This is a genomic window from Actinoplanes sp. HUAS TT8 (assembly GCF_051380535.1).
In the GTDB taxonomy this organism is placed as follows: Bacteria; Actinomycetota; Actinomycetes; order Mycobacteriales; family Micromonosporaceae; genus Actinoplanes.
This window is the reverse complement of record NZ_CP195646.1, coordinates 5692156-5715669: the sequence shown is the minus strand read 5'-3', so window position 1 is coordinate 5715669 and position 23514 is coordinate 5692156. Positions and strand designations below refer to the sequence as shown.

Genomic DNA, 23514 nt, shown 5'->3' with positions numbered 1-23514 from the left:
CCGTGAGCTTTGATCAGGCACCGTACCTTATCGATCCGGTAACGGAAGCAGAAGGTGCACAGCGGGCGCACAGGATGGAATTCCTCAAACGGTGACGGCGTGCGACCGGGCATACCCGATGCCGGAGGCGACCGCGGCGTAGAGCGCGGCCCCCGAACCGACCCCGGCGATCAGGGCGACGATCGCGTCCGAGGCGCCGAGCGCGTGCGCCACGAACCCGGCCACCCCGAGCAGCGTCATCGCGGCGCCCAGCCAGTGATACATCGGCATCCGCCACGCCCAGGCCAGGGGGAAGAAATGCACGCCGACCACGATGGCGACCCAGGCGATCGCCACCTCCGGCGCGTCGAGGACCTGGTTGATCACGTAGAGGCCGCCGAACAGGGCGACGACCTCACCGGCGACCGCCCACCAGTAGCGGCGGTCGGCGAACCCGACCACCTGATCCGGGCCGGGCGCCGGCGCGAGACGCCGCACCCGCAGCACGCCGAGCAGCAGCCCGACCGCGACCACGGCCGCGACCACGCGGATCACGATCGGCCAGGGGCTGGGCAGGCCGCCGCTGTTGACCATCACGAACACGGTGCCGAAGCTGAGTGCGACCAGCGAGCCGACGACCAGGCCGCTTGATCCGTTTCTGTTGTTGTCTGTCCCCGTCATGCGGCCATCCTGCCGCCTCGGCGCCCGATCCCGCTGCCCCGTGATCCACTGTCGACCGTCACTGCGGGCCGCCTCGCCCCGGTCAACTGTCGCGCCGGAGGAACGTGGCCCACCCCGCGCCGACCGCGAGGGCGGCCCAGGTGGTGGCCACCGCCAGCCCGGCCGGGCGGCTGAGCGGGCCGGCGCCGATCAGGCTCAGCGCGGCCTCGTGCGGCAGGAACCTGATCACGTGGGGGAACAGGCCGCCGAGGGTGGGGGAGACCAGCACCGGAAGGGCGACCAGCAGCACGATCGGGGTGACCACGCTGCGGGCCAGGACGGCCAGGCCGAGACCGGTCAGGCCGAGCAGCAGGCCGGCCAGGGCGGATGCACCGAGCCCGGTCAGGAGTGCGGCGGCGCTCGTCACGGCCGCGGTGGCCAGCAGTTTCGCCGCGAACAGGCGGTGGCGCGACGGCACGGCGACGAGGCTGATCCGTAGCTGGCCGGCACGGTACTCGGTGCCGGCGGCGAAGACCGGGATCACCAGCAGGACATACGCCGGGGCGAGGTCGGCCGGGCCGGTCCGGGTGATCGGGCGCAGGGCGAGGGCGGTCAGCACGGCGACGCCGACGGCGATCCAGGTGGCCGGATGCGTACGGATCTTGGTCAGCTCGGCCAGGACCGCGCTCACCGGGCATCGCGGCGGGTCAGGGCCAGGCCGGCCGCTGTCAGCGTCGCCGCCGGCCAGGCGAGCAGGACCAGCAGCGCGTGGCCGGGACCGGCGGTGAGGCCGCCCTCGGCCGGGTCCAGCAGCAGGTTGCGGCCGGCGCTCAACGGCAGCAGCGCGTCCAGGCCGCCGGGCAGCAGCTGGGACATGGTCAGGGCGGTCAGTGCGAGCGTGATCGTCAGGCCCAGCAGCGTGCCGCGGGTCAGCAGCGCGAGGCCCAGACCGGTCAGGCCGGTCAGCGTGATGAAGAGCAGGAGTTTCGCCTGGCCGTGCCCGGCCTCGGGGCTGACCAGCAGGCCGGCGTCCCAGTGGCGGACGGCGAGATACATGAACGCGGTGCTCACCCCGGCGATCACCGCGCCGAGCAGCAGCAGGACCACGGACGTGGCGGCGATCTTGGCCAGGGTCAGCCGGGTCCGGCCGGGGACGGCGAGCACGGACTGGCCGAGCTGATGACCGCGGAACTCCTGACCACCGATGACGGCGGCCAGGATCGGCAGGAACAGCGCCATCTGGAACGACCCGGCGACCAGGAAGTCGATCAGCGCCCGGGCCGCGGGCCGGGGCTGCCCGGCGAAGATCTCGATGGTGCCGTCCGGGGTGATCGCGGTGACCGCGTCGGTGGTCAGGCGCAGGTTCGCCGCCTGGATGAGCACGTGCAGCGCGACGATGAGAGCGGACACCAGCCACACCGACCGCAGGGTCACGATCTTGGTGAGTTCCGCCCGCACGACGCTCACCACGGGACACCCGGCCCGGCCAGGGCGAAGAAGGCCGCTTCCAGGGAGTCGTGACCGGCGGTGATCTCCGGGAGCGGGCCGTCGGCGGCGATGCGACCATCGGCGATGACCACGATGTCGTCGGCGACCTCGGCCGTTTCCGCGATGGCGTGGCTGGAGAGCAGGACCGTGCGCCCGGAGGCGGCGTAGTCGCGCAGCAGGCCCCGCATCCAGCGGATCCCGTCCGGGTCGAGGCCGTTCAGCGGCTCGTCCAGGATCAGGAACTCCGGGTCGCCCAGCAGCGCGACCGCCAGGCCGAGCCGCTGGGTCATGCCGAGCGAGTAGGTGCGCACACGCCGGCGGCGAACGCCGGTGAGCCCGACGATGTCCAGGACCTCGGCCACCCGGGTCCGGGGGATCCGGTTGCTCTGGGCGATCCAGGTGAGATGGTCGACCGCCCGTCGTTCCGGGACGGGGCCGGCGCCGTCGAGCCGGGCTCCGACCGTACGCAAGGGAAATTCAAGATCGCGGTAGCGCTTTCCGCTGATCAGAGCCGCTCCGGCGGTGGGGTGGTCGAGGCCGAGCAGCAGGCGCAGCGTGGTCGATTTGCCGGCACCGTTGCGGCCGAGGAAGCCGGTGACGCGGCCCGGCCGTGCCACGAAGCTGACGTCGGTGAGCACCGGCCGGGCGCCGTACCTCTTGGTGAGTTCTTTGATCTCGATCACCGGCCGAGCCTGGCCGACCGCCGGGGCCGGCCGCGTCCCCCGGATGTGGACAACCGGCTATCGGGGCTCGTGCAGCAGACCGGCCCGGTGGGCGAGCACGGCCAGGTGGGTCCGATCGTTGACGTCGAGTTTGAGGAACATCCGGCGCAGGTACGTCCGGACGGTCTCCACGCTCAGGAACAGTTCGTCGGCGATCCGCTGGTTGGAGTATCCGCGCGCGACCAGGCGGATCACCTGCAGCTCACGCTCGGAGAGCACCCGGGCGGCGAAGGCGTGCCGGTCGGCCGGGCGGGGCGGGCCGAACCGTTGCAGGACCCGGGCGGTGACCTCCGGGGCGAGCATCGCGTGACCGGCGTGGACCGTGCGGACCGCGTGCAGCACCTCCTCCGGGGCGGCGTTCTTGAGTAGGAATCCGGACACGCCGAGGGTCAGGGCCTCGTACAGATAATCGTCGAGATCGAAGGTTGTCAGCATGATGACCCGGGTGACGCCACCGGCCAGGACGCGGCGGGCCGCGGACAGTCCGTCGGTGCCCGGCATCTGCACGTCCAGCAGCGCGATGTCCGGTTTCCGGGACTCGGCCAGGCGGGCCGCCTCGTCGCCGTCGGCGGCCTCACCGGCGAACCGGAAACCGTCGGTGCGCTCGAACAGCTTGCGATAGGCGGCGCGGAAACGGGCGTCGTCGTCGGCCAGCAGGACCGAGATCATCGGATTACCGGCAGCCGGGCCGCGACCTCGAACCCGCCGCCGGAGTGGTGACCCCAGGTGATCGTCCCGCCGGCGGCCCGGACCCGTTCGCGCAGCCCGACCAGGCCCAGCCCACCGGTACCGGGCCGCGGTGCCGCGGAACCGTCGTCGCGGACCGTGACGAGCGCGGCCCGCTCGTCACGGCGGATCGTGACCGTGCAGCGGGCGCCGGGGGCGTGCCGCACCACATTGCTCAACGACTCCTGGACGACCCGGAAAATCACGATCCCGATCGGTACGGCGTCGTCGACGTCGATGTCGAGGCGCACCCCGGCAGCCCGGGTCGTCGCGAACAGTGTGGACAGATCGGGCGGGGACGGATCACGCCACGACCGGACCAGCCCCTGCACGTCGGTCAGGGCCGCCCGCGCGTGACCCTCCACCTCGATGAGGGTGTCGCGCAGCTCGGCGGCGTCGGCCGAGGGCAGGCTGCGGGCCACCCCGGCCTCGGCGACGATCACACCGAGGGCGTGGCCGACGACGTCGTGCACGTCACGGGAGATCGCGAGCCGGACCCGGGTGCGCTCGGCCTCGCGTGCGCTCGCGAGCTGCTTGCCGACGGCGATCCCGAGCAGCCAGGCGAGGCTGAGCGCGGCCGTGGCCACCACCACCTGCCGGCCCAGATCGCTGGAGACCCCGGTGACCAGCGTCGATCCGGCCAGCAGCACGGCCGCGGCGACGGCGATCCGGCCGGTGCGGGTGGCGCGGTGGATCGCCAGCCGGTACAGGCCGAACAGTCCGATCAGGACCACCACCACGACGACGAGCACGACCGCCACCGTACGTCACGCCGGCAGCGCGGCGCCCCAGCGCGCGAACTGGGCCTCGGCCTGACGTTCGCCGCGGGCCAGCAGCCGGGCCCGGCCGCCCGGCAGACGGCCCAGGCCGTGGCTGACCAGCAGGTTCGCGGCGACGCGGGTCACTCCGTACCACGGTGGGCGCCACGGCAGGCCCAGGTCGCGCATCGCCGACGGGCCGAGCAGCCAGGCGCTCACCGACAGGGCGCGTTCGCGTTCGTACACGCGGCGCCCGCCGGTGCTGAACTCGTCGGTCATCGCGATCAGGGCGCGGGCCAGGGCCACACTGTTCGCGTCCGGCGGCGGGTCGAAGGACAGGAAATGGTAGAGCTGGCGGCGCCCCAGTCGTTCGGTGTGCGGCAGCCACCGCTCGTCGACACCGAGCAGCCAACCCACGTAACACCACAGGTGCATCACCGCCCGGGCGTCGTCACCGGTGACCCGGACACCGAGCAGCCGCAGGTGCAGCAGGAAACTGGTCGAGAAGACACCGAGGGTGCTGGCCTGGTCGTACTGGTTGATCGGCAGGCCACGGGCGGCGTGATCCCAGCTCGGATCGGCCTCCAGCGTGGCGTTGACCAGGGCGTGCATCATCCGTACGCGCAAAGTGGTCTTGAAGCCCTCGCCGTCGGGCGCCAAGCCGCCGGGGGCGGTGACCGCACGCCACCACAGCGAGGTCTCCCGGATCCGGCGCAGCGTCTCGCCGCCGGACAGGCGACCGGTGCGGACCAGCGGTTCCAGGGCGGCGCCGGTGCGGTAACCGCCGAGCAGCGAACCGTAGGCCAGCACCAGGCCGGCGTCCAGGCCGAAGGCCCGGCAGGCCTCCGCTCCGCGGGCCAGAAGACCGTCATCGAGCCAGGCGGGTCGCTTGCGGGCCGCTTCGAGAAAGCTTCGCACGATTTCCGGTACGGGCTCGTCCGGCCCCGCCGCGATCAGGCGGTGCAGGTCGCGCACGCCCAGCCCGGGCGTCTCCCGCACGGCCCGGACCAGGGCCGCGGCCGGCTCGTCACGCCGATTCAGTCCCGCCCGCAGCGCGGCGATCTCGGACTCGGTCGGCTCGGCGCCGGGGCCGGCCAGCAGTCGTAACGGGCGAGCCGCACGCTCACCCCAGTCCCGGTCCGCCCCAAATCTCGTCGGCACCATCCCCCGACGATAAGTTGATCGCCAGTCGCATCACAGACCTGCACGAGGTTCGATCTGCCCGGTCCCGGCGCCGAGGTCAGAGTCCGACCTTCTTGACGCCGTAGGTCGCCTGCGCCGTGGTGAAGCCTTCGAACTTGAGCTGCTTGATCAGACCGGAACGCGAGAACGAGCTGTATTCCAGGTAGTCCTCGGCCTTCTTGGCGGCCTGCTCGTTCCAGTTGGCCTTCTGCGCGTCCACGCCGAAGGTGGCGTCCTTGGTGGAGAAGCCCTCGAACTTGAGCTGCTTGATCAGACCGGAGCGGGAGAACGCGGAGTACGCCAGGTAGTCGGCGGCTTTCTCGACAGCGTTCTCCTGGGCGACGGTCAGCTTCTTGGTGGGCTCGTCGATCGGCTCCGCGGCGGCCTCGGTGGTGGCTTGGGCTGCGGGCTCGGTCGTCGTGGTGGCGGCCGGCTGGGTCGTGGCCGCGGTCGTGGCCGGCTGGGTCGTGGCCACCCCGGTCGTGGTCGCTGTTGTCGCCGTCGCGGCGGCGTTGTCCTTCTTGGTGTCGTCGTTACCGGCGGCGGCGATCGCGCCGATGCAACAGAGTCCTACCAGGCCGCCCACGGCCGCGATCACGAATTTCCCGGCCTTTTTCTTCGGCGGCGCGACCGGCGGTTGCGGGTAGCCGACGTAACCGGGCGGCGCGGGCTGGCCGGGCGCCCCGGGCGGTGGCGACCAGCCGGGCGGTGGCTGCGGGGCGGAAGCATTCGGGTCGAACGGCTGGCCGCCAAAGGGTGGACCGGGGTAGGACATCATTCTCCTCAACGACGGAAACGCGCCTCGTGTGATGCCGGACAACTGTCCAAAGTCATCAAACTCAAATCAAGATCATTCAAACGAGTCGGCGGCTCGATGGGGGTGGTCTATTCGGTCACTTCGGTGCGCCCACCAGCCAGTAGCCGGTCAATACTTTCTGCGCTCTCCGCAATCGAACGGCCAGCCACGCGCTATTCCGGCGATGCCAGATATTTCGGATCACGTCGTGAATCTCGACGTCATGAAAGGGCCGATCCGCCTGGTTTTGCGAGTCGGTCCCTCAGCGGCGAGGCGCTACAGCGGCAGGGCACCGATTCAGTCCGCGGGTAGGGGAAACGATGGCGAGCCGCAGGCCTTCACGGAGGCGCTGTCCTGCTCGACGTGCCGGTTGCCGATGGGCGCCGCTTGTCGGCAGGACGCGTTCTAGTAGCGGAAACGGGAGACCAGCGTATGCAGGTCGGTCGATAGGGAGGCGAGGTTGGCGGCGGCGCGCTGGCTGTCGGCGACGCCCTCGGCGGTGGCGTGGGAGGCGTGCGCCAGGGCCTGGATGGTGGCCGCGATCTGGGCGCTGCTCTCGGCCGCGTCGGCGACGTTGCGGTTCATCTCGGTGGTCGTCGCGGTCTGTTCCTCGACGGCGGAGGCGATCGTGAGCTGGTAGTTGTTGATCCGCCCGATGATCGTGCTGATCTTCGCGATGGCCTCGACAGCGCTGCCGGTGTCGGCCTGGATGGCCTCGACCCGGCGCGAGATGTCCTCGGTGGCCTTCGCGGTCTCCTGCGCGAGATCCTTGACCTCGCCGGCGACGACCGCGAACCCCTTGCCCATGTCGCCGGCCCGCGCCGCCTCGATGGTGGCGTTGAGCGCGAGCAGGTTAGTCTGCTCGGCGATCGACGTGATCGTCTTGATCACCTCGCCGATCTCGGCCGACGACTCGCCCAGCTTGCCGACCGTCGCGTTGGTGGCCTCGGCGACCGTGACCGCCTCGACCGCGACGGCGGCGCCCGCGCTCGCGTTCTGCGCGATCTCCGAGATCGACGCGCCCATCTCCTGCGAACCGGCGGCCACCGTCTGCACGTTGCGGGACACCTCGCCGGCCGCGGCCGACACGTTGTTGGCCTGCGCGCTGGCCTCACCGGCGCCGGTGGCGATCTGATTGCTCACCTTGGACAGTTCGTCGGAACTCGCGGCGAGAGCATCGGCGCTGGTCGCGAGCTCGCTGACCGCCTGCCGGACCGACGTGCTGGCCTGGTTGACCGAGATCGCCATCTCGCCGACCTCGTCGCGGGAACGGATCGGAACGGTCCGGGTGAGATCACCGTCGGCGACCGAGCGCAACGCCCGGGAGACCTCCTGCAGGGGGCCGACGATGGCGCGGGCGACGCCGAGGGCCAGCGCCGCGGCGATCACGAAGGCGATCAACAACAGGACGATCAACAACGTACGCGCGGAGCTGTTGCCTTTGATGCTGTCGCCCGTGATCGATTTCGCCGCCGCGCGCTCGTCGTTGGCCAGCTCGTCCAGCGCGGTGTTGTAGGTCTCCACGGTCGTGCGGAACTCGGCCACCACGGCGGCGGTGCCCGACGGCAGGTTCAGGTCCGCGGTCGGGACCTCGCCGAAGATGACCACGGCGCGCATCTGCTTGTAGCGGCCCCAGCTGGTCAGGAAGTCGGTGGCGTGCTGCTGGGCGCCCGTGCTGGTCGCCATGGTCTTCTGGTACTCGGTGAACTTGCTGTCGACCTCGGCGGTCAGCGTGTTGACCCGCTCGACGGTCTGCGCCTTCAACGCCTTGTCGGTGACGCTGGCGAACGTCAGCGTCGCGCTGTAGACCAGGGCCAGTTCACCGCGAACGTCACTGAGCCGCGCGAGGCTCTCCACGTTGCGGCTCTCGATCTCGCGCAGGCTCTCGTTGAGCGAGTTCATCCGGCTCACCGCGACCGCCGTGATCACGCCGCCCATCAGCGCGACGAGCGCCACGGTGCTGAGGATCTTGCTGCGGACCCGGCGGTCGGCGAACCATCCCAGCAGCGGATTCCGGTGTTCGGTGAGCACGTTTCCGACGATAGTCAGTCGGACGATTCAGACCGGGCGAATCGTGCTTTCGGTGACGCGGGGCAACCGTCCCGTACCGGTGGGGCTCCTGAGGCTCGTGCGCCGCTCGGTGGACCGGCGGCGGCCGGTGAACGCCGGGGTAGCGTGACGGGGTGATCCGATTCGGCGTGCTCGGGCCGGTCGTCGCCGAGGACGAGCAGGGCGGGGCGGTCGCGCTGAAGGGGCCGATGCACCGGGCCGTGCTGGCCCGGCTGCTGGTGGCGCGGCGTCGCGTCGTACCCCTCAATGATCTTGTTGATGATCTTTGGGTGTCGCCGCCGGACGGTGCGGTGGCCGCGGTGCGGACGTTCGTGGCGGCGCTGCGCAAGGCGGTCGAGCCCGGCCGGGCGGCCCGGGCCCCGGCGTCGCTGCTGGTCACCCAGGGTGCGGGGTACGCGTTGCGGTGCGAGCCCGATCAGGTGGACGCGTGGCGGTTCGAGCAGGCGGTGACCGATGCCGCCGCCGCGGAACCGCCGGCGGCGCTGGCCCGGCTCGACCAGGCGCTCGCGTGGTGGCGCGGTCCCGCCTACGCCGACTTCCCGGACGCCGCGTGGCCGCGGGCCGACCGTTCCCGACTGGCCGAGCTGCGCCTGCAGGCGGTCGAGCGGCGGGCCGAGGCCCGGCTCGACCTGGGCCGGGCCGCCGAGGCCGTCCCCGACCTGGACGAGCACGTCACCGCCCATCCGTGGCGGGAACCGGGGTGGCGGCTGCTGGCGCTGGCCCTGTACCGCTCGGGCCGGCAGGGTGACGCCCTGGCCGTGCTGCGGCGCGCCCGTGACCTGCTCGCCGAGCATCTCGGCGTGGAACCCGGCCCGGCCCTGCGCGCGCTGGAGACCGACATCCTGCGACAGGAACCGCGCCTGGACGCGGCCGGAGAGGTGCTGATGCGGGCCGCCTCCGCCTACGACCGGGTGCTGCCCGGCGGCGCCCGGGTGCGGCTGGAATCGGCGGTCGGCCTGCTGCGCAACCTCGCGGTGACCGGCCCCGGCGGGTTGGAGGCGGCCCGGGAACAGCGGGCCGCCGCGGTCGCCGCCGCCGAACAACTCGGCGACCCGGCCCTGACCGCACGGGTGATCGGCGCCTACGACGTGCCGGCCATCTGGCCCCGCGCCGACGACCCGGACCAGGCCGCCGGCATCGTCGCCGCCGCGGCCCGGGCCCTCCCGGCGGCCGGCCACGACCCGGCCCGGGCCCGGCTGCTGGCCACCATCGCTATCGAGTCGCGCGGCACCCGCGAAGCCTGGCCGGTCGCCTGCGCCGAACAGGCCGAGACCATCGCCCGCGACCTCGACGATCCGGGGCTGCTCGCGTTCGCGTTGAACGGCGTGTTCATGCAGAGCTTCACCGCCACCGGCGGCTCGGCCCGCCGCGACCGGATCGGTGCCGAACTGGTGAACCTGGGCGCCCGGCACGACCTGCCCAACATGGAGGTGCTCGGCCACCTGATCCGGATGCAGTCCGGGTGCGCGGTGGCCGCGTTCGACCGGGCCGACGACCACGCGCGGGCCGCCGACGACCTGGCCGGGCGGCACGAACGGCCCCTGGTCGCCGTGTTCACCCAGTGGTACCGGGCGTTGCGCGCCGACGTGGCCGAGCAGTGCCCGGTGCCGCGGGCCGAGACGCTGTACCGCGACGCCGCCGCCCGCCTCGACCAGGCCGGGATGCCCGGCATGCGCGACGGGCTGCTGCCCCTGGCCCGGCTCGGCCTGCACCTGCGCCGCGGCCTGCCGCCGGTGGCCGACGACGCCGGATACGGCCCCTACGCGCCGTGGGTGCTGGCCCTGCTCGAACCGGGCCGGACCGCGCTCGCCGACCTGCCCGACCCACCGGCCGACCCGCTCGCCGAGGCGCTGTGGTGCCTGTTAGGGCAAGCGGCGGTCGCCGCCCAAGATCCCATTGCGACGGTACGGGCGATCCGGGCCCTCACCCCGGCCAAAGGCGAATGGGCCGGAGCGGCGAGCGGCGCCCTGACCCTCGGCCCGGTCGCGGAACATCTGGCCGCGCTGAACGCCGTCCCGTGAACTACGCGCGCCGGGGCGGCAACGCCGCGACGTTCGTGACAGCATTCCCGGATGCGCGAGTCCGTAGCGGTGATCCACGACCTGGTGTCCCGGCTCTCACCGGTCGACGAACTCGGCGCCGAGCATCGCGCGTCGGCGCTGGCCTGGCTGGCCGGCACCGACGACGTGTTCCGCCGGGTCAAGCCGGCGTCCCCGCCGCAACACCTGGTGTCGTACGTGGTGCCGGTCGCCGCGGACGGGCGGATCCTGCTCGTCGACCACGTCAACGCCGGGCTGTGGCTGCCGCCGGGCGGCCACGTCGAGGTCGACGAGGATCCCGCACTGACCGCCGGGCGGGAGATCGAGGAAGAGCTCGGCCTGGGCGAAGCCGGTCTGTCCCGGTCGCCGATCTTCCTGACCGTCACGCGTACGGTCGGGCAGGACCACGGCCACACCGACGTCAGCCTCTGGTACGTCCTGGCCTGCACCGGCGACGAGGACCTGCGCCCGGACGCCGGCGAGTTCAACGCCGTCCGCTGGTGGAGCCGTGCTGAGCTGGCCGACGCCGATCCGGGCCGTTTCGACCCGCACTTCTTCCGCTTCCTGGCCGCCCTGGACCGGACATCGCCCGGGCGGCCGGGATCGTTGCCTCCTGGGAGGCCTGACCGTCCCTGATCGCCGGAAGCGCTCGTCCGAGAGTTTCCGCGCGACATGACCCCGCGGACTGGCACACCGACCGCCTCGACCGCGGTTCTGCTGGTCGTGGGCGAAATGTGCGAGAGGCGGTCGCGGCTCTGGCCGAGCACGGCATCGCCGGCCCGGACCTGGGCGCCGGCCTACCGTTCGAGGAGGGACGCGGTGGCCGTCGCCGACCAGGGCGGCGACGGCCATTGAACACGCCGCGGTCAGGGGCGGGAGCGGACCCGATCGGCGGCCGCCACCAGGTGTTTCAGGGACGCTTCGACCTCGGGGTAGCCGCGGGTCTTGAGGCCGCAGTCCGGGTTCGCCCACAGCCGCCGGGCCGGTACGGCCGTGACCGCGCGGCGCAGGGCGTCGACGATCTCGGACTCGGACGGGATGCGGGGTGAGTGGATGTCCCACACGCCGGGGCCGACGCCGCGGCTGTAGCCGATGGCGGCCAGGTCGTCGAGGACTTCCATCTTGGAGCGGGACGCCTCGATGCTCGTCACGTCCGCGTCGAGGGCGTCGATCGCGGTGATGACCTCGCCGAACTCGGAGTAGCACAGGTGGGTGTGGACCTGCGTGTCGTCGGCGACCCCGCTGGTGGCCAGGCGGAATGCGCCGACCGCCCAGTCCAGGTACGCCTTCTGGTCGGCCCGGCGCAGCGGCAGCGTTTCGCGCAGGGCCGGCTCGTCGACCTGGATGACCGTGATCCCGGCCGCCTCCAGGTCGACCGTTTCGTCACGCAGGGCGAGCGCGACCTGGTCGGCGGTGTCCGACCGGGGTTGGTCGGTGCGCACGAACGACCAGGCCAGAATGGTGACCGGCCCGGTCAGCATGCCTTTGACCGGCTTGGTCGTCAGCGACTGGGCGTAGGCGGACCAGGTGACGGTCATCGGCGCCTTGCGGGCCACGTCGCCGTAGATGATCGGCGGGCGCACGCACCGCGAACCGTACGACTGCACCCAGCCGGAGTCGGTCGCGGCGAATCCGTCGAGTTGTTCGCCGAAGTACTGGACCATGTCGTTGCGTTCCGGCTCGCCGTGCACGAGCACGTCCAGGCCGAGGCGTTCCTGCAGGTGGATGACGTGTTCGACCTCGGCCCGCATCCGCTCCCGGTAGCCGGCCGCGTCGAGGGTCCCGGCCCGCAGCTGCGCCCGCGCCCGGCGCAACTCCGCGGTCTGCGGGAACGAACCGATCGTGGTGGTCGGCAACTCCGGAAGATTCAGCCGCGCCTGCTGCGCAGCCGCACGCTGCCCATAGCCGGCTCGCTCACGGTCCGCCGGGGTCAGGCTTGCCAATTTTTCCCGTACGGCGGTGAGCCGCCAGCCCGCCGGTGTCGGCGGCAGCGGTGCGGGCAGGTCCGCGGTTCCGTCGCGCAGTGCCGTCCCGAGCAGCACCACCTCGTCGACCTTCTGCCGGGCGAAGGCGAGCCGTTCGGTGAGCGCCGGGTCGAGCCGTGTCTCCACGGACAGGTCGACCGGCACGTGCAGCAGCGAGCACGAGCTGGAGACGGCCACGTGATCGGCCAGCGCGGTCAGCGTGGTGCCGTTGGTGACGGCCGCCCGCAGGTCGGTGCGCCAGATGTTGTGCCCGTCGACCAGCCCGGCGACGATCGTCTTGCCGCCGAACGGGGCGGCCGCGGCCAGGCGGGCCAGGTTGCCGGGGCCGGCGACCAGGTCCAGGCCGATCGCCTCGACCGGGGTGCCGAGCAGGGCGGGCAGGGCGTCCCCGAGTTCCCCGAAGTAGGTGGCCACGAAGATCCGCGGCCGGTTCTTCAGTTCGCCGAGCCGGGTGTAGACGCGCTGCAGGGCGTCGATCTCGTCCAGGGTGCGGTCGGTCACGTAGGCCGGCTCGTCCAGCTGCACCCAGGTGACGCCGGCCTCGGCCAGGGCGGTGAGGATCTGCGCGTACGTCTCCACGAGCTCGTCGAGGCGGTCGAGCGACGACGGCTTGGACAGCAGCAGGAACGTGGCCGGGCCGACCAGCACCGGGCGCGTCTCGATGCCCAGGGCGCGGGCTTCGGCGTACTCGGAAATCGGTTTTGCCGGGTTGGGGGTGAAGGTGATGCCGGGCCCGATCTCGGGGACCAGGTAGTGGTAGTTGGTGTCGAACCACTTGGTCAGTTCCAGGGTGGGTTCGGTGTCGGCGCCGCGGGCCATCGCGAAGTAGGTGTCCAGGGCGGACCGGCCGAGCCGCCGGAAACGCTCCGGGATCGCGCCGACCGCGACCGCGGTGTCCAGCACGTGGTCGTAGTAGGAGAACGTGTTCGACGGGATGCTGTCCAGGCGGGCGTTGCGCAGCTGCTGCCAGACCTCGGCGCGCAGCCCGGCCGCGGTCGTCTCCAGGGCCTCGGCGTCGATGGTGCCGGCCCAGTACGCCTCGACGGCCCGCTTCAGCTCGCGGTCGGCGCCGATGCGCGGATAGCCGAGCACGGTGCTCTGGCCGAATGTGGTGCTCACAGGGTCTTTCCTTCCCTCGAAGCGCCCGGCGGGCACACGGAAGGAAGGGCTCTCACCCCTGGGTCCTCCCGAGGGACCGCCGGCGGCGCCCGCCGGACGGCAGGCGCAGCGCTGGCAGGTCTTCGGACTCGTGGGCGCCGAACTCGTTCCTACCGGCCGTCGCTTCCCAGACCGTTGCCGGTCCAGTGCTTGTTGACGGCTTTCGTTCCCACTCACCGCTGCGGGGCAGTTCCGGTATCGCACCGGATTCCCTCTTACGACGCCCCGCCTGGCGGACGGGGCGAACCAGCACCGGACGCCATGCTACCGACTGCCCGGCGGTGCCGGGGGATGATATTTGCCGCGGGGCAACTGTCGTGGGCGGACGGTGCGGCATACTGCGGTGCCTGTTCCGCGCCTTCGCCTGGGGGGATGTTGATGAGCCGCGCCGATCTGAGCTCGTGGACGCTGCGACGGCGGGTCGCGGTGCTGTTCGCGATCGCCGGGATACTGCTCGGCGGCATCGGCGGCCTGGCGTCGATGACCGCGGTGAACAGCAACAAGAACCTCGACGTGATCCTGGACCAGACCGGGCCGATGCGGATCGCCGGGCAGGAGTTGTACTCGGCCTACCTGGATCAGGAGACCGGCGTCCGCGGGTACGCGCTGAGCCGCTCGGACACCAACCTGCGGCCGTACGAGCAGGGCGTGGCCACCGAGCAGAAACTGCTCGCCCAGATCGAGTCGCTCAACGACGAGCACGGCACCGGGGCCATCCGGGCCGACCTCGCCGCGGTGCGCGAGCGGTCCGCCGACTGGCGGCACACCGTGGCCGAGCCGACCGTCGCCGCGGCCAAGGCCGGGTTGCCGGATCCCGCGACCACCGGCACCGGCCGGTTCGACGCGCTGCGGGTCGCGGTCGACCGGCTGCAGGCCGACATCCTGAAACTGCGTAACGAAGCGGTGGCCGACGCCCGCCGGACCGCCTCCACCCTGGTCACCCTGATGGCCGTCGCCGCCGCCGTGCTCCTGCTGGTCGGGGCGATGCTCCTGCTGCTGCTCGACCGGCTGGTCCACCGGCCGGTGACCGACCTGGCCGGGCAGGTCCGCCAGGTCGCCGGCGGCGACTTCGACCGGCCGATCACCAGTTCCGGCTCGCCCGAGCTGCGCGCGCTGGCCGCCGACGTGGACGGCATGCGGCGCCAGATCGCGGCCGAGCTGACCGTGGTCCGCGACGCCCGGGCCGAGGTGCTGGCGATCAACGAGCAGCTGGAGCTGAAGGCCGAGGAGCTGACCCGGTCGAACCGGGACCTGGAGCAGTTCGCCTACGTCGCCTCGCACGACCTGCAGGAACCGCTGCGCAAGGTGGCCAGTTTCTGCCAGCTGTTGCAGCGCCGCTACTCCGGTCAGCTCGACGAGCGCGGCGAGCAGTACATCGGGTTCGCGGTCGACGGCGCCCAGCGGATGCAGCGGCTGATCAACGACCTGCTCTCGTTCTCCCGGATCGGCCGGATCACCGCCGGCTTCAAACCGGTCGAGCTGGACCGGGTGCTGACCGAGGTGGCGTCCCAGCTGGAGGCCCGGGCGGGGGAGGAGGCCGAGATCAGCTGGTCCGGCCTGCCGGCCGTCGAGGGCGAGGAGCCGCTGCTGACCACGCTCTTCGTCAACCTGGTGGGCAACTCGCTGAAGTTCCGCCGCGCCGACGTGCCCCCGGTGATCCGGGTCAGCGCGGAACGCGAGGACGACCGCTGGAAGATCAACGTGCGGGACAACGGGATCGGCATCGAACGCGAGTTCGCCGACAAGGTCTTCGTCATCTTCCAGCGGCTGCACCCGCGTGACGCGTACGAGGGCACCGGCATCGGCCTGGCCATCGTCAAGAAGATCGTCGAATACCACGGTGGACGGATCTGGCTGGATCTCGACGTCGAGGAGGGCACCTCGATCTGGTTCACGATGCCGGTACTTCCGGAGTGAACTCCGAGGTTTGCCGTTCGGTGTGAGTGGGGACTGTGGGCGGCACGTCGGGCACCCGGCGCACGCAGTGCCCGCGGCTGGGAGGCCCACATGACCGTCATCGACATCACATCCAGCACCGATGTGGCCAGTGAGCTGATCGCCGAACTGGCGGCGCTTCCGGAGGACCACCCGGCGCGGCCGGCCCTGCGCGACCGGGCCGTCGAGGCGTGGCTGCCGCTGGCCCGGCACCTGGCCAACCGGTACGCCAACCGCGGCGAGCCCCGCGACGACCTGCACCAGGTCGCGGTGATCGGGCTGATCAAGGCGGTCGACCGGTTCGAGGCCGGGCGGGGCGTCGAGTTCACCGGGTTCGCCATCCCGACCATCGTCGGCGAGCTCAAGCGCCACTTCCGGGACAAGACCTGGTCCGTACGGGTGCCGCGCCGCCTGCAGGAGCTGCGGCTGGCCATCACCGCCGCCAACAGCGCGCTCAGCGGCACGCTGGGCCGCTCGCCGACGGTCGCCGACATCGCCGCGCACCTGCAGATCAGCGAGGACGAGGTGATCGAGGGCCTGGAAGGCGCCCGGGCCTACAACTCGTCCAGCCTGAACACGCCGGTCGCCGAGGGCGGCGCGGAACTGGGCGAGACGATGGGCGGGGTCGACGCCGAGTACGAGCTGGCCGAGCTGCGGGTGACCCTGGGCCCGGCGCTGGCCGAGCTGGACGAGCGGGAGCGCAAGATCGTCATCCTGCGCTTCTACGGCAACCAGACCCAGTCGCAGATCGCCGAGCAGGTCGGCGTCTCCCAGATGCACGTGTCCCGGCTGCTCACCAAGGCCCTGGACAAGCTGCGCAATCACCTCGGCCCCGTGGCGGTCTGACGCTCACGGCGTGAACAGTGGGCGTTGCCACTGTTCGGCTGTCGCCAAGACATTGCAACACCGGAAAGCCGGGGACTAGCGTCAGGTCACGTGACCAAGAACGGCCTTCTCGACTTCGGCCGGAGCCTGACCCGTCAGGACCGGCGGGCACTCGGCGGCATGACCGTTTTCATCGTGCTGCTGCACCTCGTCGGGTTCGGCGTGCTGTTCGGCCTGGTCGTGCCCCGGCACTTCCACCTCGGCGGCGACCATCCGGTCTTCAGCGTCGGGGTGGGCGTGCTGGCCTACACGTTCGGGTTGCGGCACGCGTTCGACGCCGACCACATCGCGGCCGTCGACAACACCACCCGCAAACTCATGCAGGACGGCGGGGACCGCAAGCCGCTCTCGGTCGGCTTCTGGTTCTCCCTCGGCCACTCGACGATCGTGTTCACCCTGGCCTTCCTGCTCTCGGCCGGGGTGAAAACCCTGGCCGGGCAGGTCGAGGACGACGGCAGCGCGCTGCACTCGATCACCGGCGTGATCGGGGCCTCGGTCTCCGGCGTCTTCCTCTGGATCCTGGGCATCCTCAACCTGGTGGCCCTGCTCGGCATCATCAAGGTCTTCCGGGAGTTGCGCCGCGGCGTCTACGACGAGCAGGCCCTGGAGGAGCAGCTGAACAAGCGCGGGTTCATGAACCGGCTGCTCGGGGGCCTGACCAGGTCGGTGCGCAAGCCGTGGCACATCTACCCGATCGGGGTGCTCTTCGGGCTCGGCTTCGACACCGCCACCGAGGTCGGCCTGCTGGTGCTGGCCGGTGGTGCCGCCGCGTTCAGCCTGCCGTTCTACTCCATCCTGGTGCTGCCGATCCTGTTCGCCGCCGCGATGTGCCTGATGGACACCATCGACGGGGTGTTCATGAACGCGGCCTACGGGTGGGCGTTCGCCAAGCCGGTCCGCAAGGTCTTCTACAACATCACCATCACGTCGATCTCGGTCGCGGTCGCGCTGATCATCGGCACGGTCGAGCTGATCGGTGTCCTCGACGACCAGGCCGGCATCACGACCGGGCCCCTGGCCGCGATCGGGGCGATCCCGCTGGACTACGCCGGGTACGGGATCGTCGCGCTGTTCGTGCTGGCCTGGGTGGTGGCCATCGCCATCTGGAGGTTCGGCCGCGTCGAGGAACGCTGGTCGGCCGACCTGACCCCGGCGCGGGAGTGAGCGCTCGTCATGCCGTACCGGACGAGGGCCTGATCGCGGTGATCAGGTAGACGATGGCCAGGACGGTGGCGAGGGCACCCAGGAGCAGCCGCAGCGTGGTCTCCGGCAGGTAGGGCTGCAGCCGCGCCCCGAGATACCCGCCCACCAGGCCGCCGGCGCCGCAGCTCAGGCCGACCGTCCAGTGCGGGGCGATGTCGCCGCTGGTGGTGAGGGCGAGCAGGCCGTAGGTCGCGGCGCCGGCGATCGAGGTCAGGAACGTGGCGGCCAGCGCGGCCGGGGCGATCCGGCTCATCGGCGTGCCGCGGCCGGCCAGGATCGGACCGAGCAGGGAACCGCCGCCGATGCCGTAGACGCCACCGACGGTTCCGGCGGCCAGGCTCAGCCCCAGGATCGCCCGGCGGGGCAGCGGCGCCCGGTCCGGGCGGGCCGGCCGCAGCGCCCGCGCGCACAACCACAGGCCCAGCGGGAGCAGGATGGCCGCGGCGACCAGCCGGAACATCCGCGGTCCGGGGATGGCGAACACGCGGATGACCGCTCCCAGGATCACGCCGGGCACGGTGCCGGCGATCAGCAGACGCGCGAGCGGGCCGGTGAGCTGGCCGTTGCGGCGGAAGCGGTACAGGGCCCCCGGCCCGGCGACCACGTTGAACATCAGATTCGTCGGGGTCACGGCCGGATTCGGCACGTGCAGCACGCTGAGCTGCACCGGGAGCAGGAAGACGGCCCCGGACACCCCGACGGGCGACGTGACGACCGAGATCAGCAGACCGGTGGCGAACGCGGTCACCAGGGTCACCGGCTGAGGACCGCCCGCCAGTGCCGATGGCGGTCCTCGGGCGGGGTCAGGACGCAGTCGCCGCAGGTGCCGCCGCCGGGGATGCGGTAGTAGAGGCAGCAGTTGCGGCGGACCAGGAACCAGCGTTCGCGGCTCTCGTCGGGCCGGATCAGGTCCGCGGTGGCGCGCAGCGGGGGCCGCTGCAGCATCGCCTCGACGATCCAGGCGGCGCGGGCCGCGTGTTCCGGCCGCTGGTCGGCGATCATGCCGGCCGCGCCGCCCAGCGCCGAGGCGACGTTGCCCCACAGCACCTGCGGGGACAGGGCGAACCGGGTGCGGAAGACGTCGAGGATCGGCTGGACCAGGCCGATCGTCGCGCTCGCGGTCAGGGTTTCCGCGATCGCGTGGATGGGGCGGTCGGTGCCGGGCTGGGCGGCCAGATCGGCGTACGCGATCGGAATCGGACCTCCCGGCACCGGCCGCCACCACAGCCGGTCGATCGACGGCACCGGCAGGGCGCCGCCCTCGGCCGCGGCGGCCAGCAACGGTGAGAGCAGCCGCGAGGCCAGCCCGAGGAAGGTGATCGACGCGACCGCGCGTTCACCGATGGCTTCACGATCAAGACCGGACATCCGTACGAGGGTGGCCCGCGCGACCTCGACCCGTTCGGTCGCCACGCGCTCGTCGAGCAGGTCGCTCAGCGGCCGCCAGCCGGGCGCGCCGTCCCACGGCTCCCAGGCGAAGTACGGCCCCAGGCGCGACGCCACGCGCAGGGCTTCCGCCGCCTCCACCGATCCCACGCCGTCCACCTTAAGCGCTGCCGGAAACACCGCCGGTCATGCCGTACGTCGTCAGGGGTTGAGGGTTTTTTCTTGGCGTTGCCGGAATCGGGCGCGGGCGAGCAGGCTGCGCTGTTCGCGTCGGCCCGGCTCGACGTAGAGGATGAAGTCCGGGTGGGGGTAGATGCCGGGCCGGCCGGCGGCCCGGATCGTGGCGTCCCGGATGTCGGTGAGGTTGGCGGCGGTCATCTGCAGGGCGCGCTCGTCGGGCTGGAACTGCGCGCCCAGGGCGTAGTCGCGGCCCGGCCGGCGGGTCATCTCGATGTGGCAGCCGAGGACGTGGGTGATCGGGTGCGTCTCGGCGAACGCGACGAGCGTGTCGATGCTCGTACGAAAAGCTTGGTAGTCCTCGATGTAGAGGCGGCCGGGCAGGATGGTGTCGCCGGTGAGCAGGATGCCGGTCCACGGGTCGTGGATCGTGATGGCCGCCCTGTGGTGGCCCGGGGTGCCCAGCACGTCGAGGACCCGGCCGCCCAGGTCGAAGGAGACCGAGCCGGTGAGTTTGTCGCCGAAGCCGAAGAACGAGCGGACGGCCGCCTCGTCGTGGGGCACGATCGTGGTCGCGGGCCGGTCGGCGAACTGCGCGTCGGCGGCCACGTGGTCGCCGTGGCCGTGCGTGTGGGCGACCACCAGGCCGTACCCCTCGCGGGGGTTGGTCTTGAGCCAGTCTTCGATCAACGCATCGACGGTGGTCCGCAACGGGAACGAGTCGGTGGCGCCGGTGTCGAGCAGCAGCGCGCGGTCGTTGCCGAAGAGCAGGAACATGAACGGCGCCTCGTAGTCGAGCCGTTTGCTCTGCCGCAGGATGACTGTGTGCTGGTCGTAGGCGTGGGTCTGGATCTCCGGCTCGCCGCGGCGGCCGTGGTTCCAGGTGACGTCCAGCGAGCCGGTGACCGGGGCCGGGGTCCGGAAATCGATCATCCGGTGATCATGTCAGGGCCGGAGGTGCGACGTCCGCCCGCAATGTCGGTGACAGTGCGTCGAGGGTCACGCGCACGATCGCCCGGAGCTGGGCCGGGCTCGCCCCGGCCCGGCTCATGACGGCGAGCGACTGGTTCACGGCCAGCACGTGTTCGGCCAGGTCGGCCGTGAGAACGGCGCGCAGACGTGAGCGTTGCCGGTCCAGCGCGTCTTTCGTGTGGGCCGCGACGCCCGGGCTCAGCGTCGGGACGGCCATCACCGATTGGGCGACCAGGCATCCGTCCGGCGTTCCGGGATCGGCGATGCGGGCGAGGGTGACGTCGAAGAACTTGCGGACGGCGGCCAGGGGATCGGCGGCCGCACCCGACAGGGCGGCGTCGTACTTCTCCCCGTAGCGCGCGGCGTAGCGATCCAGGCAGCGCAGGAAGAGCGTGTCCTTGTCGCCGAGCGACGAGTAGATGGAGCTGCGATTGAGCCCGGTCGCCCGGGACAGGTCGTCCACCGACGTGGCGGCGTAGCCGGCCCGCCAGAACTGGATCATCGCGGCGTCCAGGGCCGTGTCCATGTCGAACTGCTTCTTGCCGGCCACGGGTGCTTCCTCGCTGTCGATGGGCGCTGACCATCATCCTATCTTGAAACGATCGGTTCAAGATGTGCTAGCGTCCGACCCCATGAACCTTCCCCTGAACGACCTGGCGGGCTTCACCCACCGCTGGGTCGACGCCGACGGTGTCCGTCTGCACGCCGTCGAAGGCGGCCGGCCGGCCGGGCCGGCCGTGGTCCTGCTGGCCGGATTCCCGCAGACCTGGTGGGCGTGGCGCCAGGTGATGCCCGCACTCGCCGATCGATTCCGGGTGATCGCGATCGACCTGCCGGGGCAGGGCCACTCCGAGCGCCCGGAGCACGGTTACGACACGCACACGGTCGCGGCCCGGGTCCACGCCGCGGTGAAGGCGCTCGGCGTGTCGACCTACTCGCCGGCCGGTCACGACGTCGGCGCCTGGGTCGCGTTCTCGCTGGCCCTGAAGTTCGCGAGCGAACTGCGCGGGGTCGCGCTGCTCGACGCCGGGATCCCCGGCATCACCCTGCCGGAGTCGATCCCCACCGACCCGGCCCGGGCCTGGAAGACCTGGCACTTCGCGTTCCACCTGGTGCCCGACCTGCCCGAGACGCTGCTGACCGGGCGGGAACGGGACTACGTCGCCTGGTTCCTGAAAGCGAAGTCCCTCTCGCCCGACGCGTTCGACGACGCCGAGATCGACCACTACGCGGCCGCCCTGGCCGCCGACGGCGGGCTGCGCGCCGCCCTGGCCTACTACCGGGACGCCGCCGAGTCGGCCCGCGAGAACCACGCGGCGCTCGAACGGGGACACCTGAGCCTGCCGGTCCTCGGCATCTCCAGCAGCCACGGTTCCATTCCGGACATGGCGGCCTCGATCAGCCCGTGGGCCGACGACGTGACCGGGGTCGTCGTGCCCGGCGCCGGCCACTTCATCCCCGACGAGCAGCCCGAAGCCGTCGCCACCGCCCTGACCGACTTCATCCTCACCCGCAACTGACCGGCGACCGGCTGGCCGGGGGCGTCGCAATCAAGATCAAGAACGCGTTTCCCGTACGGCGTCAGCCGGGTATTTCGTTGCTGTACGGCAACGGTTCGACGGCGGGGTCGCCGGGCGCCTATGGTCACCATGTGTCTGTGACTGGGTCATGAGTGTTCCGACGATGACGCCGGCGCGCGTCCTCGACGTGGCCCGGCTGGCCGCCGTGCGCCGGACCGGGTTGCTGGACACCGCCCCGGAGGAGGCGTTCGACCGGTTGACCAGGCTGGCGGCGACCCTGCTGGGCGCGCCGTACGCGTTCGTGACCGTGGTCGACGAGACCCGTTCGTACTGGAAAAGCTGTGTCGGTGTCGACAGCGACGACCCGGCCGATCGGCAGAACACGGTGCACGAGTCGTTCTGCCGGTACGTCATCGGCGCCGATGCCGAGGTGATCGTGCCCGACGCCCGCGCCGACCCGATGACCGCGGACAACCCGTCGATCGCGTCGATGGGCGTCGCCGCCTGGGCCGGTTTTCCGGTGCGCTCCCCGGACGGCTACGTGCTGGGCACGTTCTGCGCGGTCGACACGGTCGTCCGGCAGTGGACCCCGCACGACATCGAGATCCTGCAGACCCTGGCCCAGGCCGCGGCCGGCGAGATCGCCCTGCGGGAGGCCCTGCAGGACGCCGAGGCAGCCGCCGCGCGGGCCGAGCAGCTGGCCGAGACCCTGCAGATGAGCCTGCTGCCGCCGCACCTCCCGCCGGTTCCCGGAGTGGAGGTCGCCGTGCGCTACCGCCGTGGTGCCGGCGGTCCGGCCGAGGTCTTCGGCGACTTCTACGACGTGTTCGCGTCGGTCCGCGACGCCTGGGCGATCGTGGTCGGTGACGTGTCCGGCAAGGGCCCGCAGGCGGCCAAGACCACCGCGCTGGCCCGGTTCACCCTGCGGGCGGCCGCCGTCCGGTGCGCCGGCCCGGCCAAGAACCTGGTCACCCTCAACACCGCGCTGCGCGCCTGGTACACCGACGACACCCAGTTCCTGACCGCCGTCTACGCCACCGTGCGCCCCCACCCGGACGGGGTGAGCGTGCGCGTCAGCTGCGCCGGCCACGACCCGGCCCTGATCCGCCGCGCCGGCGGCCGGGTCGAGACGCTCGGCCGGCACGGACTGCTGCTGGGCTGGCGGGACCGGCCGGCCCTGCGCGAGCAGCGCACCGTCCTGCGCCCGGGCGACAGCCTGGTGCTCTACACCGACGGGCTCACCGAGGCCCGGCCCGCCGACCGCCGGGACATGTTCGGCATCGAACGGCTGCACGAGCTGCTCGCCGCCGCCACCGCCGACTCGGCCGAGCAGCTGGTCGCGACCATCGAGGAAGCGGCCATGAGCTTCACCGGCGGCCACGTCCACGACGACACCGCGGTCCTGGTCCTGCACGTGCCGATCACAGCGGAACGAGCTTGAGCTCCAGGCACAGGGCGGTTCCGCCGGTGTGACCGTGCCGGCCGAGCACGGCCAGCCGCTGGATCGTGGCCAGCAGCACCTCGTTCGGGCAGGGTTTGAACAGCAGGGCGCAGGCACCGGACTCGGCGACCCGCGGATCACCGGGCTGCACCTGCCCACTGAAGATCGCGATCGGCAGGTCACCCAGATGCGGATGGTGGCGGATCGCCTCGATCAGTCCCCACCCGTCCATGCCGGGCATGCCCAGATCGGTGAGCACCACATCGGGCCGGTCCTCGAGCAGCGCCGCGAACGCGGTCGCGCCGTCCGGCGCGCGCAGAACCGTCAGGTCGGCGCGCTGAAACACCCGGACAAGGACCGTGGCGATGTCGTCGTCATCCTCGGCGAGCAGCAGTACGGTCATGACGATCCCCGCCCTTCGGCTGAATAACA

At 71.7% G+C, this 23514-nt stretch carries 22 protein-coding genes and 1 riboswitch; of the genes, 7 read left to right on the top strand and 15 right to left on the bottom strand.

Features of this window, described 5'->3' with window-relative positions:
- Positions 1-84: 84 nt before the first annotated feature.
- The 9 genes from ACSHV8_RS25575 to ACSHV8_RS25535 form a co-directional block, all read right to left on the bottom strand.
- Positions 85-660: a hypothetical protein gene (locus tag ACSHV8_RS25575; RefSeq protein ID WP_436536488.1), complete on the bottom strand. Its 576-nt coding sequence runs from the start codon at positions 658-660 to the stop codon at positions 85-87.
- 82 nt (positions 661-742) lie between these two features.
- Positions 743-1330 carry a hypothetical protein gene (locus tag ACSHV8_RS25570; RefSeq protein WP_436536486.1) on the bottom strand — a complete coding sequence of 196 codons (588 nt, stop codon included), beginning with the start codon at positions 1328-1330 and terminating at the stop codon, positions 743-745.
- Complete coding sequence (locus ACSHV8_RS25565) at positions 1327-2106, bottom strand: hypothetical protein (RefSeq protein WP_436536484.1); 780 nt, start codon at positions 2104-2106, stop codon at positions 1327-1329. Before ACSHV8_RS25565 ends, ACSHV8_RS25570 begins: the two co-directional genes overlap by 4 nt.
- Complete coding sequence (locus tag ACSHV8_RS25560) at positions 2103-2810, bottom strand: ATP-binding cassette domain-containing protein (protein WP_436536482.1); 708 nt, start codon at positions 2808-2810, stop codon at positions 2103-2105. Before ACSHV8_RS25560 ends, ACSHV8_RS25565 begins: the two co-directional genes overlap by 4 nt.
- A 57-nt stretch (positions 2811-2867) precedes the next feature.
- A complete protein-coding gene (locus ACSHV8_RS25555; protein WP_436536480.1) occupies positions 2868-3518 on the bottom strand; it encodes a response regulator in 651 nt (216 codons plus the stop codon).
- The gene (locus ACSHV8_RS25550) at positions 3515-4327 is read right to left on the bottom strand and encodes a sensor histidine kinase (protein ID WP_436536478.1); all 813 of its coding nucleotides are present in this window, start codon (positions 4325-4327) and stop codon (positions 3515-3517) included. Before ACSHV8_RS25550 ends, ACSHV8_RS25555 begins: the two co-directional genes overlap by 4 nt.
- A gap of 15 nt (positions 4328-4342) precedes the next feature.
- A complete protein-coding gene (locus ACSHV8_RS25545) occupies positions 4343-5497 on the bottom strand; it encodes an oxygenase MpaB family protein (RefSeq protein ID WP_436536476.1) in 1155 nt (384 codons plus the stop codon).
- Between the two features lie 76 nt (positions 5498-5573).
- A complete protein-coding gene (locus ACSHV8_RS25540) occupies positions 5574-6290 on the bottom strand; it encodes an Ltp family lipoprotein (protein WP_436536474.1) in 717 nt (238 codons plus the stop codon).
- Between the two features lie 426 nt (positions 6291-6716).
- Positions 6717-8342, bottom strand: a complete 1626-nt coding sequence (locus tag ACSHV8_RS25535; RefSeq protein WP_436536472.1) for a methyl-accepting chemotaxis protein — start codon at positions 8340-8342, stop codon at positions 6717-6719.
- A 152-nt stretch (positions 8343-8494) separates the two neighbouring features.
- On the opposite strand from ACSHV8_RS25535, the gene ACSHV8_RS25530 reads away from it, so the two are divergent.
- Positions 8495-10402: a BTAD domain-containing putative transcriptional regulator gene (locus ACSHV8_RS25530; RefSeq protein ID WP_436536470.1), complete on the top strand. Its 1908-nt coding sequence runs from the start codon at positions 8495-8497 to the stop codon at positions 10400-10402.
- A gap of 51 nt (positions 10403-10453) precedes the next feature.
- Complete coding sequence (locus ACSHV8_RS25525; protein ID WP_436536468.1) at positions 10454-11056, top strand: NUDIX domain-containing protein; 603 nt, start codon at positions 10454-10456, stop codon at positions 11054-11056.
- A 230-nt stretch (positions 11057-11286) separates the two neighbouring features.
- Here the strand turns inward: ACSHV8_RS25525 and metE are convergent, their stop codons facing one another.
- On the bottom strand, positions 11287-13524 hold the full coding sequence (metE, locus tag ACSHV8_RS25520; protein WP_436536466.1) for a 5-methyltetrahydropteroyltriglutamate--homocysteine S-methyltransferase: 2238 nt from the start codon (positions 13522-13524) through the stop codon (positions 11287-11289).
- A 96-nt stretch (positions 13525-13620) separates the two neighbouring features.
- A riboswitch (cobalamin riboswitch) is annotated at positions 13621-13829 on the bottom strand.
- Between the two features lie 112 nt (positions 13830-13941).
- Between metE and ACSHV8_RS25515 the strand changes: the two genes are divergently transcribed.
- From ACSHV8_RS25515 to ACSHV8_RS25505, 3 genes are all read left to right on the top strand, one after another.
- A complete protein-coding gene (locus ACSHV8_RS25515) occupies positions 13942-15480 on the top strand; it encodes a sensor histidine kinase (RefSeq protein WP_436536464.1) in 1539 nt (512 codons plus the stop codon).
- Positions 15481-15570: 90 nt separating this feature from the next.
- Positions 15571-16344 carry an RNA polymerase sigma factor SigF gene (locus tag ACSHV8_RS25510; RefSeq protein ID WP_436536462.1) on the top strand — a complete coding sequence of 258 codons (774 nt, stop codon included), beginning with the start codon at positions 15571-15573 and terminating at the stop codon, positions 16342-16344.
- Between the two features lie 90 nt (positions 16345-16434).
- Positions 16435-17547: a HoxN/HupN/NixA family nickel/cobalt transporter gene (locus ACSHV8_RS25505; RefSeq protein ID WP_436536460.1), complete on the top strand. Its 1113-nt coding sequence runs from the start codon at positions 16435-16437 to the stop codon at positions 17545-17547.
- Positions 17548-17554: 7 nt separating this feature from the next.
- Here ACSHV8_RS25505 and ACSHV8_RS25500 read toward each other — a convergent pair whose 3' ends face one another.
- The 4 genes from ACSHV8_RS25500 to ACSHV8_RS25485 are packed head-to-tail and all read right to left on the bottom strand — an operon-like array spanning position 17555 to position 20671.
- Positions 17555-18343, bottom strand: coding sequence for a sulfite exporter TauE/SafE family protein (locus tag ACSHV8_RS25500; RefSeq protein WP_436536458.1), 789 nt, complete (start codon positions 18341-18343; stop codon positions 17555-17557).
- The gene (locus ACSHV8_RS25495; RefSeq protein WP_436536456.1) at positions 18340-19122 is read right to left on the bottom strand and encodes a (2Fe-2S)-binding protein; all 783 of its coding nucleotides are present in this window, start codon (positions 19120-19122) and stop codon (positions 18340-18342) included. The genes ACSHV8_RS25500 and ACSHV8_RS25495 overlap by 4 nt, the downstream gene beginning before the upstream one ends.
- Before the next feature lie 51 nt (positions 19123-19173).
- Entirely contained in the window at positions 19174-20082 is a 909-nt protein-coding gene (locus ACSHV8_RS25490) for an MBL fold metallo-hydrolase (RefSeq protein ID WP_436536454.1), read from the bottom strand.
- Between the two features lie 7 nt (positions 20083-20089).
- Positions 20090-20671 carry a TetR/AcrR family transcriptional regulator gene (locus tag ACSHV8_RS25485; protein ID WP_436536452.1) on the bottom strand — a complete coding sequence of 194 codons (582 nt, stop codon included), beginning with the start codon at positions 20669-20671 and terminating at the stop codon, positions 20090-20092.
- An 82-nt stretch (positions 20672-20753) separates the two neighbouring features.
- On the opposite strand from ACSHV8_RS25485, the gene ACSHV8_RS25480 reads away from it, so the two are divergent.
- A complete protein-coding gene (locus ACSHV8_RS25480; RefSeq protein WP_436536450.1) occupies positions 20754-21641 on the top strand; it encodes an alpha/beta fold hydrolase in 888 nt (295 codons plus the stop codon).
- A 163-nt stretch (positions 21642-21804) separates the two neighbouring features.
- Positions 21805-23082, top strand: coding sequence for a PP2C family protein-serine/threonine phosphatase (locus tag ACSHV8_RS25475; RefSeq protein WP_436536448.1), 1278 nt, complete (start codon positions 21805-21807; stop codon positions 23080-23082).
- On the opposite strand, the gene ACSHV8_RS25470 is transcribed toward ACSHV8_RS25475, so the two are convergent.
- Positions 23063-23485 (bottom strand): response regulator, encoded by a 423-nt coding sequence (locus ACSHV8_RS25470; RefSeq protein ID WP_436536446.1) that lies wholly within the window; start codon positions 23483-23485, stop codon positions 23063-23065. The genes ACSHV8_RS25475 and ACSHV8_RS25470 overlap by 20 nt on opposite strands.
- Positions 23486-23514: the final 29 nt, after the last annotated feature.